The sequence below is a fragment of the Nocardioides sp. genome, from assembly GCF_036267815.1.
In the GTDB taxonomy this organism is placed as follows: Bacteria; Actinomycetota; Actinomycetes; order Propionibacteriales; family Nocardioidaceae; genus Nocardioides.
Window position 1 is genome coordinate 15,388 of the sequence record NZ_DATAVI010000081.1, and the last position, 14,063, is coordinate 29,450.

At 72.9% G+C, this 14,063-nt stretch carries 17 protein-coding genes; 5 read left to right on the forward strand and 12 right to left on the reverse strand.

Translation table 11 applies throughout. The annotated features are described in order from the left end of the window. Positions 1 to 98: 98 nt before the first annotated feature. Positions 99 to 500: a phage holin family protein gene (locus VHW64_RS17055; RefSeq protein WP_329651774.1), complete on the forward strand. Its 402-nt coding sequence runs from the start codon at positions 99 to 101 to the stop codon at positions 498 to 500. 15 nt (positions 501 to 515) lie between these two features. On the opposite strand, the gene VHW64_RS17060 is transcribed toward VHW64_RS17055, so the two are convergent. Genes VHW64_RS17060 through nth form a run of 4 tightly spaced genes read right to left on the reverse strand, consistent with a single transcriptional unit; the run spans position 516 to position 3,728 of the window. Continuing rightward, positions 516 to 1,688, reverse strand: a complete 1,173-nt coding sequence (locus VHW64_RS17060) for a MarP family serine protease (protein WP_329651775.1) — start codon at positions 1,686 to 1,688, stop codon at positions 516 to 518. Beyond that, entirely contained in the window at positions 1,685 to 2,404 is a 720-nt protein-coding gene (locus VHW64_RS17065) for a CoA pyrophosphatase (RefSeq protein ID WP_329651776.1), read from the reverse strand. Before VHW64_RS17065 ends, VHW64_RS17060 begins: the two co-directional genes overlap by 4 nt. Further along, the gene (locus VHW64_RS17070) at positions 2,401 to 3,009 is read right to left on the reverse strand and encodes a TlpA disulfide reductase family protein (RefSeq protein ID WP_329651777.1); all 609 of its coding nucleotides are present in this window, start codon (positions 3,007 to 3,009) and stop codon (positions 2,401 to 2,403) included. The genes VHW64_RS17065 and VHW64_RS17070 overlap by 4 nt, the downstream gene beginning before the upstream one ends. Continuing rightward, positions 3,006 to 3,728 carry an endonuclease III gene (gene nth, locus VHW64_RS17075; protein WP_329651778.1) on the reverse strand — a complete coding sequence of 241 codons (723 nt, stop codon included), beginning with the start codon at positions 3,726 to 3,728 and terminating at the stop codon, positions 3,006 to 3,008. The genes VHW64_RS17070 and nth overlap by 4 nt, the downstream gene beginning before the upstream one ends. Before the next feature lie 141 nt (positions 3,729 to 3,869). Between nth and VHW64_RS17080 the strand changes: the two genes are divergently transcribed. Continuing rightward, positions 3,870 to 4,547, forward strand: coding sequence for a Crp/Fnr family transcriptional regulator (locus VHW64_RS17080; RefSeq protein WP_329651779.1), 678 nt, complete (start codon positions 3,870 to 3,872; stop codon positions 4,545 to 4,547). Positions 4,548 to 4,599: 52 nt separating this feature from the next. Here the strand turns inward: VHW64_RS17080 and VHW64_RS17085 are convergent, their stop codons facing one another. The 4 genes from VHW64_RS17085 to VHW64_RS17100 are packed head-to-tail and all read right to left on the reverse strand — an operon-like array spanning position 4,600 to position 6,877. Then, positions 4,600 to 5,415 (reverse strand): MBL fold metallo-hydrolase, encoded by an 816-nt coding sequence (locus tag VHW64_RS17085; RefSeq protein ID WP_329651780.1) that lies wholly within the window; start codon positions 5,413 to 5,415, stop codon positions 4,600 to 4,602. Continuing rightward, entirely contained in the window at positions 5,408 to 6,244 is an 837-nt protein-coding gene (locus tag VHW64_RS17090) for an NUDIX hydrolase (protein ID WP_329651781.1), read from the reverse strand. Before VHW64_RS17090 ends, VHW64_RS17085 begins: the two co-directional genes overlap by 8 nt. A gap of 7 nt (positions 6,245 to 6,251) precedes the next feature. Further along, positions 6,252 to 6,710, reverse strand: coding sequence for a RidA family protein (locus VHW64_RS17095; protein WP_329651782.1), 459 nt, complete (start codon positions 6,708 to 6,710; stop codon positions 6,252 to 6,254). Continuing rightward, on the reverse strand, positions 6,710 to 6,877 hold the full coding sequence (locus VHW64_RS17100) for a DUF4177 domain-containing protein (RefSeq protein WP_329651783.1): 168 nt from the start codon (positions 6,875 to 6,877) through the stop codon (positions 6,710 to 6,712). The genes VHW64_RS17095 and VHW64_RS17100 overlap by 1 nt, the downstream gene beginning before the upstream one ends. 387 nt (positions 6,878 to 7,264) lie before the next feature. Here VHW64_RS17100 and VHW64_RS17105 point away from each other — a divergent pair, with 387 nt between their 5' ends. Then, on the forward strand, positions 7,265 to 8,623 hold the full coding sequence (locus VHW64_RS17105; RefSeq protein WP_329651784.1) for an MFS transporter: 1,359 nt from the start codon (positions 7,265 to 7,267) through the stop codon (positions 8,621 to 8,623). Between the two features lie 93 nt (positions 8,624 to 8,716). On the opposite strand, the gene VHW64_RS17110 is transcribed toward VHW64_RS17105, so the two are convergent. The 4 genes from VHW64_RS17110 to VHW64_RS17125 all read right to left on the reverse strand — a co-directional run bounded on the left by VHW64_RS17110 (position 8,717) and on the right by VHW64_RS17125 (position 11,572). Then, a complete protein-coding gene (locus tag VHW64_RS17110) occupies positions 8,717 to 9,145 on the reverse strand; it encodes a hypothetical protein (protein ID WP_329651785.1) in 429 nt (142 codons plus the stop codon). After that, the gene (locus VHW64_RS17115; protein ID WP_329651786.1) at positions 9,142 to 9,771 is read right to left on the reverse strand and encodes a CoA transferase subunit B; all 630 of its coding nucleotides are present in this window, start codon (positions 9,769 to 9,771) and stop codon (positions 9,142 to 9,144) included. The genes VHW64_RS17110 and VHW64_RS17115 overlap by 4 nt, the downstream gene beginning before the upstream one ends. A gap of 1 nt (position 9,772) precedes the next feature. Next, on the reverse strand, positions 9,773 to 10,567 hold the full coding sequence (locus VHW64_RS17120; protein WP_329651787.1) for a CoA transferase subunit A: 795 nt from the start codon (positions 10,565 to 10,567) through the stop codon (positions 9,773 to 9,775). A gap of 96 nt (positions 10,568 to 10,663) precedes the next feature. Then, entirely contained in the window at positions 10,664 to 11,572 is a 909-nt protein-coding gene (locus tag VHW64_RS17125; protein ID WP_329651788.1) for a hypothetical protein, read from the reverse strand. 174 nt (positions 11,573 to 11,746) lie between these two features. Here VHW64_RS17125 and VHW64_RS17130 point away from each other — a divergent pair, with 174 nt between their 5' ends. Both VHW64_RS17130 and VHW64_RS17135 read left to right on the forward strand, forming a co-directional pair. Further along, on the forward strand, positions 11,747 to 12,766 hold the full coding sequence (locus tag VHW64_RS17130; RefSeq protein ID WP_329651789.1) for an ArsA-related P-loop ATPase: 1,020 nt from the start codon (positions 11,747 to 11,749) through the stop codon (positions 12,764 to 12,766). 25 nt (positions 12,767 to 12,791) lie between these two features. Further along, the gene (locus tag VHW64_RS17135; RefSeq protein ID WP_329651790.1) at positions 12,792 to 13,964 is read left to right on the forward strand and encodes an ArsA family ATPase; all 1,173 of its coding nucleotides are present in this window, start codon (positions 12,792 to 12,794) and stop codon (positions 13,962 to 13,964) included. The last annotated feature ends 99 nt before the right edge of the window (positions 13,965 to 14,063 follow it).

Sequence of the window (14,063 nt, forward strand, 5' to 3'; positions counted from 1 at the left end):
GCGTCTCCGAGACGTCCCGCGTGCGATGTAGGGTCGGCACGTCCCGCGCGGGACGCCGCCTACCCATCCCCGCCGATCCCGAGAGGTCCTGAGCTCACATGGCGCACGAACCCGTCACGGACTCCGATCCGACGATCGGGCGGCTCGTCTCCGACGCCAGTCGTGACGTCTCGAGCCTGATCCGCAACGAGATCCGGCTCGCCAAGTCCGAGATCCAGCTCAGCGTGAAGGCCGGCGGGATCGGCATCGCGCTGTTCGCCGCCGCCGGGTTCTTCGCGCTGATGTCGCTGATCATGCTCTCGGTGGCCATCGCGTACTTCATCAACTGGAACGGCCACGGCCTCTCGCTGCACTGGGCGTTCCTGATCGTCTTCGGCTTCTATCTCCTGCTGGCCGCCCTGCTCGCCTTCATCGGCATCCGCTCGGTGAAGAAGGTGCGGGCGCCCGAGAAGGCGATCGCCCAGGCCAACGAGACCAAGCAGATCCTCAAGCGCGGCTAGGGTCTCAGCTCAGCCTTACGCGGCGCATCCCTGCGTCGAGACCGTGCGGGAGGCGAGCCGTCCGGTCGCGGCGGCCGCCGCGACCTGCTGTGCCGACAGCGCATACCCGGTGTCGCCGCTGGTGACCGACGCGGCGAACACCACGCCGACGACGTGGCCCGCCGAGTCGACCACCGGCCCCCCGGAGTTGCCCGGCCGGATCAGCCCGCGCAGGGAGAGCACGTCGCGGATCACGGTGCCGTGGCCGTAGATGTCCGGCGACCGCAGCCGCTGGTCGGCGCGGACGCGGCCCGCCTGCACGTCGTACGGACCGTTCTGCGGGAACCCCAAGATGGCGATGCCCTCGCCGCCGGTGGCGTTGTCGAAGTGCAGCGGTCGCACCGTCCCGGTCGGCAGTGACAGGACCGCGAGGTCGAGCTCGGGGTTGTAGTAGACGACGCGCGCCGGCACCGACGTGCCGCGGATCTCGACGGTCGGCGAGCTGACCCCGGCGACGACATGGGCGTTGGTCATGACCCGGTCGGGTGCGTAGACGAAGCCCGACCCCTCGATCCCCTGGTGGCAGCGGTTGGTGCTGCGGATCCGCACCACCCCCGCGCCGGCACGCTGGACGTCAGGGTCGGTGAGCATCCGGTGCGGCCCCGGCCCCACCGGCACGATCCGCTCCGGCGCGAACGGCTCGAGGTAGCGCGGGAAGAACGTCGTCCCGACGACGTCGTTGAACGCCGACAGCTTCGAGCTCGCCTCGGCGGGCAGGATCTTGTTGACCTCGCCGAGCACCGCGGAGTTCTGCACCAGGGGCGTGATGCCGTGCAGCCCGGAGCCGGACAGCGCCACGCCCAGCGCCCAGGCGACGACCAGCGCCGCGGACCCGCTCAGGACGGCGCCACCGACCGCATCGAGGGCTCGCACCGGCTGCCAGGTGATCTTCTCGCGAAGACGGGCGCCCCCCACCTGGCACAGCGCCTGACCCAGCGACGCGCACACGATCACGATGAAGACGGCGGCCAGCGACACCAGGATCGAGGGGCTCGCGTTGCCGAGCACGGTCGGTGCGAGCCACACCCCGACGATGCCCCCGGCCAGCAGCCCCGCCGTCGCGAAGGCGCCGGTGATGAACCCCTGCCAGTAGCCGGAGACGGCGTACAGGACCACGATCACCAGGAGCACCCAGTCCAGCAGGTTCACGGGTGCTCCCAGGGGCGTGCGAGGGTCTCGGCCGGCTGGCCGGCCTCGGTCGGCGCGGGAGCCGAGCGCGTCGGTCGAGGATCACCTTGCAGCATGTGGGCCGGCAGGTCACTGGTGACGGTGTCGTCCCAGCGCCTGCTCCACCCCACGTGGTCGAGAAGGCGAGACACGATGCCGGCCGTGAAGCCCCACAGCAGGAGGTCGTGCCGGGGACCGATCAAGAACCCGGGCCCCACCCAGCCGCTCGGGTGTCGCACGGAGACCCGATGGGCGGGGTCGACCAGCTCCTCGACCGGCACCCGGAGGACGGCGTGCACCTCGGCGGGGTCCACGACGCCGACCGGGCTCTCCTCGGCCCACCAGGCAAGGACCGGCGTGACCGCGAAGCTGCTCGGCGGCAGCCAGAGCTCGGGCAGCTCGCCGAAGACCTCGATGCCGTCGGCGCGCAGGCCCGTCTCCTCGACCGCCTCGCGGAGCGCCGCCTGCCGCGGGGTCTCGCCGGCATCGATCGAACCGCCGGGGAAGGAGACCTGTCCCGGGTGGGAGCGCATGTCGTGGGCGCGCTCGGTGAGCAGCAGGTCGCGGTCGTGGCCGAAGAGCAGGAGCACGGCGCCGCGGCGCGCGACCGTGCCCTCGGGAGCCACGAAGGCGGTCAGGTCGGCGGTCGTCATCTCCGCGGCGGCCCGGGCGACGGGCTGGAGCCAGTCGGGGATCACCCGCTCGTCCCGAGGTACTGCTGGGCGGCGGCCCGGACCTCGGCCTCGCTGGTGTAGGCCCGCTCATCGACCCGGACGACCTTGCCCGCGGCGTCGATGAAGACACTCGTGGGCATCGCCGAGATGTGCGGCAGCGGGCTCGAGCGGTCCAGCGAGCCCTTCGCGTCGACGACCAGCGGATAGGCGACGTGGCTGCGCCCGGCCAGCTGGAGCGCCCCGACCGGCTGGGTGTCGAGGAAGTCGATGCCGAGGACCTTGACGGCCGACTGGTGACGCGCGAACGCCGCCAGGGCGGGCATCTCCGCGTGGCACGCCGTACACCACGAGGCGAAGAAGTTGACGATCATCGGCCCGCGCAGGCCCGCCATGTCGACGGCCCGGCCACCGCCCAGGCAGCCCAGCGTGATCGCCGGCATCCCGCCTGGGACTGGTGTCGTGGCGACCTTCGGGCAGTTGGGGACGTCGGTGGTGGCCTTGGTCGCCACGACGTCGGGCGCCGGCAGCGAGATGTCCCTCCCGTCGTCGCCGGTCGCGGAGCCGTGGCTCCCGCAGGCGCCGAGCGCGAGGGTGAGCACGGTCAGGGGCGCCAGCAGGAGCCGCCTCATGCCGGACCCTCCGTCTTCACCAGCTTCGCCGCGGCCACCGGGTCGACCGGTCCCTCGCCGTACGACGGACACCAGCCGGCGACCGGGCAGGCGCCGCACGCGGGCTTCTTGGCGTGGCAGATCCGGCGGCCGTGCCAGATCAGGTGATGGCACAGCATCACCCAGTCGCGCCTCTCGAACAGCGCCCCCACGGCGTGCTCGACCTTGACCGGGTCGGTCTCGTCGGTCCAGCCGAAGCGACGGGCGAGCCTGCCGACGTGGGTGTCGACGGTGATGCCCGGGATGTCGAAGGCGTTGCCCAGCACGACGTTCGCCGTCTTGCGGCCCACGCCGGGCAGGGTGACCAGGTCGTCCAGGCGGGGCGGCACCTTCCCGTCGTACCGCTCGACCAGGGCGGCGCTGAGCTTGAGCAGCGCATCGGTCTTCGCACGGAAGAAGCCCAGCGGGCCGACGATCTGCTCCAGCCGCTCCCGCGGGGCGGCCGCCATCGCCGCCGCGTCGGGGTACGCCGCGAACAGGGTGGGCCGCACGGCGTTCACCCGGCGGTCGGTCGTCTGGGCGCTGAGGACGGTGACGACGAGGAGCTGGAACGGGTCGTCGAAGTCGAGCTCGATGCGAGCCCCGGGATAGTGGCCGGCCAGGGCGCGGTCGATCCGGCGCGCCCGCCGCACCAGGCCGGTGCGGGTCTCGGGGGTCGCAACACGGGGGGCGGCTGACACGCCGACAGCCTACGGCGGCGTACCGACGAACTCCCCGGCCGGTCACCGCGCGCGTGTGATCTAGGCCACTGGTTAGGATCGTGTCGACCGACCCGCGGCGACCGACCTACGGCGCAGCAGCGGCGGCGATGGAGGGACGTCGTGGACAACGAGGTACTGCGCCAGGCGCCGCTGTTCAACGCCCTCGACGACGAGGCCGCGACCGCCCTGCGTGGCTCCCTCAGCGAGAGCAAGCTCCGGCGCGGCGACGTGCTGTTCCACGAGGGCGACTCCGGCGACAAGCTGTACATCGTCTTGGACGGCAAGGTGAAGCTGGGCCGCACCTCCAGCGACGGCCGCGAGAACCTCCTGGCGATCCTCGGGCCCGGGCAGATGTTCGGCGAGCTCTCGCTCTTCGACCCCGGCCCGCGCTCGGCGACGGTCACCGCGGTGACCGACGCGTCGTTCGCGTCGTTGTCGCACGAGGACCTCCTGAAGTGGCTCGACGGGCGCCCCCAGGTCGCGCGCGGGCTGCTCGCCCAGATCGCCTCGCGGCTGCGCAAGGCCAACGACGTCAACGCCGACCTCGTGTTCTCCGACGTACCCGGCCGGGTGGCGAAGGCGCTGCTCGACCTGGCCGACCGGTTCGGCCGCACCGCCGACGACGGCGTCCATGTCCACCACGACCTCACCCAGGAGGAGCTCGCGCAGCTCGTGGGCGCCTCCCGCGAGACGGTGAACAAGGCGCTCGCCGACTTCGCCTCCCGCGGCTGGCTCCGCCTCGAGCCCCGCTCCGTCGTGATCATGGACCTCGACCGCCTCCGCCGCCGCGCCCGCTGACCCCTCGTTGAGTTGGCCCTCCGGGCTCGTTGAGTTGGCCCCCCGGGCCAACTCAACGGTGGCGGAGGTAGGCGAGCTGGGCGCGAACGGAGAGCTCGGCGGCGGGCCAGAGGACCGGGTCGACGTCGGCGTAGACGACCTCCACGACGCGACGCGGGATCGGGTCGCCGTCAGGGTCGGACTCGTCGGGCCCCCTGTCGAGGTTGACGAGGGCCTCGCGGACCTGCTCGAGCCGCTCGCGCCGGTGGGCGATGTAGTGGTCGAGCACCGGCAGGGCGGAGGCGATGACCGGTCCGTGGCCGGGCCAGATCGTGTCGACGGCGTGCGCCTCGGCCAGAGCGCGGAGCCGGTCCAACGAGTCGAGGTAGGCCCCGAGGCGACCGTCGGGGTGGGCTACGACGGTCGTCCCCCGGCCGAGCACCGTGTCACCGGTGAGCACGGCCCGCTCCGACGGAACGACGAACGACAGCGAGTCGGCGGTGTGCCCCGGCGTCGCGACGACCCGGATCTCGAGGTCGCCCACGGCCACCACGTCGCCCTCCCCCAGGCCCTCGGTGCCGAGCCGGTACGCCGGGTCGAGCGCCCGCACGCCACACCCGACCCGCTCGGCGAAGGCGCGAGCCGCCTCCGCGTGGTCGAGGTGGTGATGGGTCAGCAGCACCACGGCGACGTCTCCGGCAGCCGACGCCACGGCGTCCAGGTGACCGGGGTCGGGGGGCCCGGGGTCGACCACCACCGACCGCTCGGAGCCCGGCGCGCGCAGCACCCAGGTGTTGGTGCCGTCCAGGGTCATCGCGGAGGCGTTCGGGGCCAGCACGCAGGTCCCCACCGACCCGAACGAGCCACCGCCCCAGTCGGCCTCACCCACCCCGGGCCTCCACCAGCGGCACGGACCGGGCGGGGATCGAGACCCGGTCGTCGGGATCGAGCGACGGGGTGAACATCGTCAGGTCGCGCTCCGGAGCGGCCGCGAGGACCGCCAGCGGATCGGCGTACTGCCCGACCTCCAGGCAGGTGACGTAGGTCGGCGGCATCATCCCGATCTCCTGCGCGTCGACCGCGTCGCAGGCAACGAGGGCCGGCATCCACAGCACCGACGACGACTCGGTGGACACGTCGCGGGTGCGCTGGCCGGGCGGCAGCGACGCGACGAAGAACCACGTCCGAAAGCGCCGGGGCTCGAACTCCGGAGTGCACCAGGCCGCCCACGCGCCCAGGAGGTCGGTGCGCAGCACGAGCCCGCGGCGATCCAGGAACTCCGTCAGCGCCAGCTCCCTGGTCTCCAGCGAACGGCGGTCGGCCTCCCAGTCGTCACCGGTCGGGTCGGCCACGACCTCCGCCGCCGACGGCCCGGCCAGCAGCACCCCCGACTCCTCGAAGGTCTCGCGAACGGCCGCACACACCAGGGCCCGGGCGAGCTCTGGCGAGGTCTGGAGCCGCTCGGCCCAGGCCGCCGGCGACGGACCCGACCACGCCACGGCGGTGTCGAAGTCGCGCGGGTCGACGCCACCTCCAGGGAAGGCGCACATGCCGCCCGCGAAGGCCATCGAGGTCTGCCGGCGCAGGAGGTACAGCTCCGGGCCTGCGTCGGACGGACGCATCACCACCACGGTCGCGGCGTCGCGAGGCTCGGCCGGCTGTCGGCTTCCCTCCGCGAACTCCCGGGCGTGCTCGAGGAGCTGCGGCGGCAGGGACACCGGCACCTCAGACCTCGACGACGATCTCGACCTCGACCGGGGCGTCCATCGGCAGCACGGGTACGCCGACCGCCGATCTCGCGTGGACCCCGGCCTCGCCGAAGGCGTGGCCCAGCAGGTCCGAGGCCCCGTTGGCGACCTGGGGCTGGCCGGTGAATGACACCTCGGAGGCGACGAAGCAGACGACCTTGACGACCCGCCTCACGGCGTCGAGGTCGCCGAGCTCGGCCTTCACCGCGGCCAGCGCGTTGAGCGCGCACTGGCGCGCGCACGTCGCGGCATCCTCGGCGGTGACCGCGGCTCCGACCTTCCCGGTGGCGATCAGCTGACCCGCGCGCATCGGCAGCTGCCCCGACGTGTAGACGTAGGAGCCCGTGCGCACCGCCGGCACGTACGACGCGACCGGCTTGGCGACCTCCGGGACCTCCAGGCCCAGCTCGGCGAGCCGGTCCTCGACCGCACCCATCAGCCGGCCACGGGTCGCTTGAAGTAGCCGACCATGTTCTCCGGGTTCATCCCCGGCGCCACCTGGACCAGCTCCCAGCCGTCGGCGCCGAAGTTGTCCAGGATCTGCTTCGCCGCGTGCACCAGGATCGGCGCGGTGAGGTACTCCCACCTCTGAGTCTCAGCCATGGCCGCGACCCTACCGTCGGCGTGGGGTGGGGCCCCCGGTCACACCACTGGGAGTCGACGACCGGGGTCCCACGGGGGGCCTGCGCGCCCACCACAGGGGCGCGCGCGCTGTCAACGAGCCACACCCCCGCGGGGGACGGGTGCGAAGGCAGAGCCTCCGCACCCCTCCCTTCCTGTCGGCTTCTGTCAAATCCCCCGCTGAAGCGGGGGATTTGGCACTTCTTGGGGGCTGCAGCCCCCAAGAAGTGCCAACTGGGGCCAGGAAGTGTGACCCGTGGGACTCCAGCCTCAGGCCGGGCCGAGGCCGGGCCGAGGCGAGGCGGGGCGAGGCGAAGCAGCCGAACGCCGTTGACCTCGACCCCGCTCGAGGTTCTAGGGTCCGGACCCGTGGCGACAACGCGCACGAACGTCGAGGGCGAGCCCCGCCTGCTCTCCCGGCAGTACGCCGCGACCACCGTCGGGATGTTCGCGCTCTGCGCCTTCGTGGCCTTCGAGGCGACGGCGGTGACGACCGTGATGCCGACGGTCGCCGCCGCACTGCACGGCTTCCAGCTCTTCTCGCTGGCCTTCGCCGCCCCGCTGGCCAGCGGGGTGGTCGGCATGGTCGCGGCCGGAGGGTGGAGCGACAGCCGCGGCCCGGTGGTCCCGCTCGCCCTCGCCCTGGTCCTGTTCGCCTCGGGACTGGTCGGCTGTGGCCTGGCGCCGACGATGCCCGCCCTCGTCGCGGCGCGCGTCGTCCAAGGGCTCGGCGGCGGGGCGCTCACGGTCTGCCTCTACGTCCTCGTCGGCCAGCTCTACCCGCCCGGTCTGCGGCCCGCGATCTTCTCCAGCTTCGCGGCGGCCTGGGTGCTTCCCACCCTCTTCGGGCCGGCGGTCGCGGCGTACGTCGCGCAGATCGCCGGCTGGCGCTGGGTGTTCCTCGGTGTCGTCGTGCTCGTCGCCCTGGCAGCCGTACTCATCACCCCGTCCTTGCGAGGTCTGGACGCCCCGGCGTACGGCGCGCCTGCCCCGCGGTCGCGGCTCGGCTGGGCCGCGGTCTCCGCGGCGGCGGTGCTCGCCGTCCAGCTGCTCGGGTCCAAGCGGGCCGGGCTGGCGCTGCTCACCGTGCCTGCGGCCGTGGTCGCGCTCGTCGCCCTGCGTCCCCTGGTGCCGCCCGGCACCCTGACCGCCCGCCGCGGCCTGCCGGCGGTCATCGCCACCCGCGCCCTGCTCAGCGGCGGCTTCTTCTGCGGCGAGACCTACATCATCTTCGTCCTCGAGCGCCGCTGGGGCCTGGCCGCGGGCGTCGCCGGCCTCGCGCTCACCGGCGTCGGGCTGTCCTGGTCCGCGGCCAGCTGGGCTCAGGCCCGCCTGTCGCGCACGCTCAGCGACACCGGTGCGATGCGGGGCGGCGCGGTCCTGGTGGCCGTCGGGCTCCTCGGGCTGACCGCCTCGGTCAGGGAGCACCCACCGGCCGTGGTCGCGGCCGCGGCCTACGTCGTCGCCGGTGCCGGGATGGGCCTGGCCTACCCGCGGACCAGCGTCGCCATGCTCGGGGCGTCGGGCGATGCCAACCGCGGGTTCAACTCGGCCGCCCTCTCGATCGCCGACTCCCTCGGCGGCGCCACGACCATCGCCGCCTCGGGCGTGGCGTTCGCGATCGCCGGGCGAGCCGGTGGGGACGCGTTCGCGGCCGCCCTCGCGGTGGGGTGCTGCGCGGGGGGACTTGCCCTGGTCACGGCCGTCCGGAGCGGGCCCCACGGCTGAGCCCGTGAAAGCCGTGACGGGCGATCCGAGACCCGGTGACGGCCCGGGGGCTTCGGTTCCCGTGGTCTCACGAGCCCGACCGAACGCAGGCGCTCAACCAGCGGCGGTCGGGTCGCCCGCTTCCGCGTAGCGGGCAGCGCGCGCCTCGGCGGCCTTGGCCATGGCGCGCTCGCCCACCTCGACCAGGAGCGAGTCGCCGACGGCGACCAGGCCGCCCAGCGCAACGGCGGCGACAGGCGCCGGGAGCGAGCTTCGGCGCACGACCGACACGGCCCCGAGCATCAGCGCCGTCCACGACGCCCCCGACGAGGCGATCGGGAGTACGGCGCGCTTCCAGGCGTCCTCGTCCTCGTCGGGGACGACCACCAGCAGCTGAAGGCCGGGATGTCCCAGCGGCCAAGCCGCGGCGTACGACGCGACGACGGCGCGGGCACGGCCCGACAGGCGTGGCGAGAGACAGGCCAGAGCGACCCCCGCGCCACGCACGGCCGAGCCGGGACGCACCGCAGACAGCGGGTTCACGCGAGGATCTCGGGCTCGGTCCTCTCGCGGACCTCGTCGAGGCTCACGCCGGGGGCGAGCTCCACCAGTCGGAGACCGTCGGGCGTGACGTCGAGGACGCAGAGGTCGGTGATGATCCGCTCCACGACGCCGCGGCCGGTGTAGGGCAGGTCGCACTCGTCGAGGATCTTCTTCGACCCGTCCTTGGCGACGTGCTCCATCAGCACGATCACCCGCTTGGCGCCGTGGACCAGGTCCATGGCACCGCCCATCCCCTTGACCATCTTGCCGGGGATCATCCAGTTCGCGATGTCTCCCTTGGCCGACACCTGCATGGCGCCCAGGATCGCGGCGTCGATCTTGCCGCCACGGATCATCCCGAACGACGTGGCGGAGTCGAAGAACGACGCACCCTTGCGCAGGGTGACCGTCTCCTTGCCGGCGTTGATGAGGTCGGCGTCCTCGTCGCCCTCGTAGGGATAGGCGCCGACGCCGAGGATGCCGTTCTCCGACTGGAGCACCAGCTCGACGTCGTCGGCGACGTAGTTGGGCACCAGCGTCGGCAGCCCGATGCCCAGGTTGACGTAGGAGCCGTCGGTCAGCTCCGAGGCCGCCCGCGCGGCCATCTCCTCACGGGTCCACGCCATCTCAGCTCGCCCCTTCCGCCGCCGCCGGGCGCGGTCGGGTCGTGCGCTTCTCGATCTTCTTGTCGGCTGCCTGCTCCGTCGTCAGCGCCACCACCCGCTGGACGTAGACGCCGGGCGTGTGGACGTCCTCGGGAGGGATCTCGCCGGGCTCCACCAGGTGCTCGACCTCGGCGATGGTGAGGCGGCCGCACATCGCGGCGAGCGGGTTGAAGTTGCGCGCCGACTCGCGGTAGACGAGGTTGCCGTGCCGGTCGCCCTTCCAGGCCCGGACCAGCCCGAAGTCGGCCACGATCGCGGACTCCAGCACGTAGTCACGGCTCTCGCCGTTGACGGCGAACTCCCGGGTCTCCTTGGGCGGCGACGCCACGATCACGTTGCCCGCCGCGTCGTACTTCCACGGCAGGCCGCCCTCGGCCACCTGGGTGCCGCCGCCGGTCGCGGTGAAGAAGGCCGGGATCCCGGAGCCGCCGGCACGCATGCGCTCGGCGAGCGTGCCCTGCGGCGTGAGCTCGACCTCGAGCTCGCCGTGGAGGTACTGGCGGGCGAACTCCTTGTTCTCCCCGACGTACGACGAGATCATCCGCCGCAGCCGCCTCGACATGAGCAGCCGCCCCAGACCCCACTCGTCGACGCCGCAGTTGTTCGACACCGCCTCGAGCTCGTCGACCCCGGTCTCCAGCAGCGCGTCGATGAGCACCGAGGGCACCCCGCACAGCCCGAACCCGCCCACTGCGAGCGTCGAGCCCGACGGGATGTCAGCCACCGCTTCGGCAGCGCTCGCCACGACCTTGTCCATCCACGCACCTCCTGGCCGCATCCTGCCATGCAGATCGAGAGGCTCGGCGACGAGGAGGACGAGGAGGACGAGGAGGACGAGGGGACTCCGGCGGGCTCAGGCCAGCGTCGGGTCCTCGATGGACCAGGCGGCGTTGCCGATCAGGACGTGGATCGCGCCGTCCGCGGCACACGCCGCCCGGACGGGTCCGTCGGGCGCCGGGTAGGCCTTCCACTCGGTCCCGTCGTGCCAGCAGAGCCGGTTGCCCCGCGACATCGCCGCGACCAGCACCGGCAGCTCACCGGCGATGTCGTCCACGAGCACCAGCGGTCGGCCGCCACCATCGGGCAGGGCCACCAGCTCCAGCGCCGGGATGTGGACGGCGGCACTGCGCAGCGGACCGCGGAACGGCAGCGGCAGCAGCTCGTGCACGCTCGCCCGGCCGTCGGCCACGCCGCCGATCCAGGTGTGCCGGCCACCCCACGCGTAGGCGACCGAGGTGAGCAGCGTCGGCGCCGGCGCGAGGTGGATGCGTCGCCAGTCGTCGTCGCCCAGCGCCCACGCGGCGGCGGTGCCGGAGTCGCCGAGCCTGCCGGCCACGACCAGGTGCTCCTTCTCCGGGCAGCCGAGCACCAGCGCGGTGTCCGGACTGCCGCAGAGGGGCAGGTCGCGCAGCAGCGGCGGTTGGCCGGCCAACGCCGACTCGAGGCCGTGGGCGCGCAGAGTCCACGAGCCCTCCGCCAGGTGGCAGCTCACCATCAGGTCGGTGCCGGCATCCAGGACGGGTGTCGCCCACAGGGCGTCCACGCCCTCCAGCGAGTGCGTGCGCGCCACCGGGTCGTCGTCCCGCACCGCCCAGAGCGCGAGTCGCCCGTCGGCGCCGCGTCCGGTCAGCCAGGTCTCGCCGGCGTCCCCCGGCGCGAGCCCGAGCACGCCGAACGAGTCGACGAGCAGGTCGTCGTACGTCGTCGCGTCCAGGTGCGGTAGCCCCAGACGCGCGGTGAACACGGTGCCCTCGTCGCTCACACCGGCGCAGATTCCCCTCTGCAACGCGGTGACACGACCGGAGACCGTCAGTCTGCTCCAGTCCATGATCTTCCCCCGTCTTCGACGGTAGCGGCCGGTCAGCGGTCCCGCAGGAGACCGCTGAACTTTTCACCTTGCGCGGGGACCGTGGCGGCCACGCCCTACGCTTCGGGGATGCCCAGCCACGACTTCCCGCAGGCAGACCTGCACATCGTCACGGGCAAGGGCGGCACCGGGAAGTCGACCGTCGCGGCGGCCCTGGCGCTGGGACTCGCCTCGACCGGCACCAACGTCTTGCTGTGCGAGGTCGAGGGCCGGCAGGGCATCGCGCGGATGTTCGACGTCGAGCCGCTGCCGTACGCCGAGCGCCGGATCGCCACCGGCCTGCCCGGCGCCGAGGGCGCTGGTGGGTCCGAGCGCGGTGGCTTCGTGCACGCCCTGCACATCGACCCGGAGTCGGCGCTGCTGGAGTACCTCGCGATGTACTACAGGCTCGGGCGTGCGGGCAAGGCGCTGGACCGCTTCGGCGTCGTCGAGTTCGCCACGACCATCGCCCCCGGCGTCCGCGACGTGCTGCTGACCGGCAAGGTCTACGAGGCCGCGAAGCGCAACCGCCGCACCAAGAACGCCGTCACCTACGACGCCGTCGTCCTGGACGCGCCGCCGACTGGCCGGATCGCGGCGTTCCTCGGCGTGAACCAGGAGCTGGCCGGGCTCGCGCGGATGGGGCCCATCAAGAGCCAGGCCGACTCGGTCACGGCGCTGTTCGCGTCGAAGCGGACCGCCGTGCACCTGGTGACCGTCCTGGAGGAGATGCCGGTGCAGGAGACCGCCGACGGGATCGCCGAGCTGCGTGACCACGGCCTGCCGGTCGGCGGAGTCGTGGTCAACCAAGTGCGACCGGGTGACCTCGGCGAGGACCAGCTCGTGGCCCTGCGCAACGGCAGGGTGACCAAGCGCAAGGTCGCCTCCGACCTCACCCGCGCGGGCCTGACCGGGAGCGGAGACCTCGTGCTCGGCCTGCTGACCGAGGGTCGCGACCACGCGGAGCGCAGGGCGCTGGAGGACAGCCAGCGAGAGCTGGTGCGGGGTCTCGGCGTGCCGGCGTACGAGCTGCCGCGGCTGGTTGGCGGGATCGACCTGGGCGGTCTCTACGAGCTGGCGGCCCTGCTCCGCGAGCAGGGTCTGGCGTGAGCGCGATGACGACGGAGCGCAGGCGATGACCCGGGCTCGGAGCCGGGTGGGGCCACAGCCGATGACCGGCCGGCGGACCCTGGACGTCGACCGCCTCCTCGACGACAGGCACACCGGCATCGTCGTGTGCTGCGGCTCGGGCGGGGTCGGCAAGACGACGGTCTCCGCCGCGCTCGCCCTGCGGGCAGCCGAACGCGGACGCCGCGTGGTCGTCCTGACCATCGACCCGGCTCGCCGCCTGGCGCAGTCGATGGGCATCGAGGTCCTCGACAACACTCCGAGACCGGTCCCGGGCGTCGAGTCGGAGGGCTCGTTGGACGCGATGATGCTCGACATGAAGCGCACCTTCGACGAGGTGGTCGAGAGCCAGGCCAGCCCGGAGAAGGCCGCGCAGATCCTCCAGAACCCCTTCTACGTCGCGCTCTCCAGCTCCTTCGCCGGGACCCAGGAGTACATGGCGATGGAGAAGCTCGGGCAGATCCACGAGGCGGCCCAGCGCGACGGCACCTACGACCTGATCGTGGTCGACACCCCGCCCTCGCGCTCGGCGCTGGACTTCCTCGACGCCCCCGAGCGGCTCTCGAGCTTCCTCGACGGCCGGTTCATCCGGCTCCTGCTGGCACCGGCGAAGGGTCCCGCCCGCTTGATGTCGGTCGGGTTGGGGGTGGTCACCGGCGCGCTGACCAAGGTGCTGGGCGCCCAGGTCCTGCGTGACATGCAGACGTTCGTCGCGGCTTTCGACACGCTCTTCGGCGGCTTCCGCCAGCGCGCCCAGAAGACCTTCGCGCTGCTCCAGGCCGACGGGACGGCGTTCCTGGTCGTGGCCGCACCGGAGCAGGACGCGCTCCGCGAGGCGGCGTACTTCGTCGAGCGCCTCAGCGAGGACGCGATGCCGCTGGCTGGGCTGGTCGTCAACCGGGCGACCCCGGAGCCGTCCCGGGAGGTGACCGCCGACGAGGCGATGGCGGGCGCGCAGCGGTTGCGGAAGGCCGACCCGGAGTCGCTGACGGCGGGCCTGCTGCGGCTCCATGCCGACCACGTGCGGCTGGTGGACCGGGAGACGCGGCTACGGCGCCGCTTCGAGGCGGCGCATCCTCAGGTGCCCGCGACGGTGGTCCCGGCGCTGGCCGGAGACGTGCACGACCTGGCGGGGCTGCGTCAGGTCGGCTCGCTCTTGGCGGGTGAGCGGCCGACCTGACGTCTGTGAGCCCGACGGGTCCTGCTGGTGGTGCCGGTGTCGAAGGTCAGCGCGGCTCAGGCGCTGACGACCACACCGACGTGCTGCTCGCGAGCCTGC

Excerpts from the sequence above, each read along its gene's own strand:
- VHW64_RS17130 (WP_329651789.1), top strand. The coding sequence starts at position 11,747 with ATGCCCAGCCACGACTTCCCGCAGGCAGACCTGCACATCGTCACGGGC.
- VHW64_RS17070 (WP_329651777.1), bottom strand. The coding sequence starts at position 3,009 with ATGAGGCGGCTCCTGCTGGCGCCCCTGACCGTGCTCACCCTCGCGCTC.
- VHW64_RS17055 (WP_329651774.1), top strand. The coding sequence starts at position 99 with ATGGCGCACGAACCCGTCACGGACTCCGATCCGACGATCGGGCGGCTC.
- VHW64_RS17135 (WP_329651790.1), top strand. The coding sequence starts at position 12,792 with ATGACCCGGGCTCGGAGCCGGGTGGGGCCACAGCCGATGACCGGCCGG.
- VHW64_RS17120 (WP_329651787.1), bottom strand. The coding sequence starts at position 10,567 with ATGGACAAGGTCGTGGCGAGCGCTGCCGAAGCGGTGGCTGACATCCCG.
- VHW64_RS17100 (WP_329651783.1), bottom strand. The coding sequence starts at position 6,877 with ATGGCTGAGACTCAGAGGTGGGAGTACCTCACCGCGCCGATCCTGGTG.
- VHW64_RS17095 (WP_329651782.1), bottom strand. The coding sequence starts at position 6,710 with ATGGGTGCGGTCGAGGACCGGCTCGCCGAGCTGGGCCTGGAGGTCCCG.
- VHW64_RS17115 (WP_329651786.1), bottom strand. The coding sequence starts at position 9,771 with ATGGCGTGGACCCGTGAGGAGATGGCCGCGCGGGCGGCCTCGGAGCTG.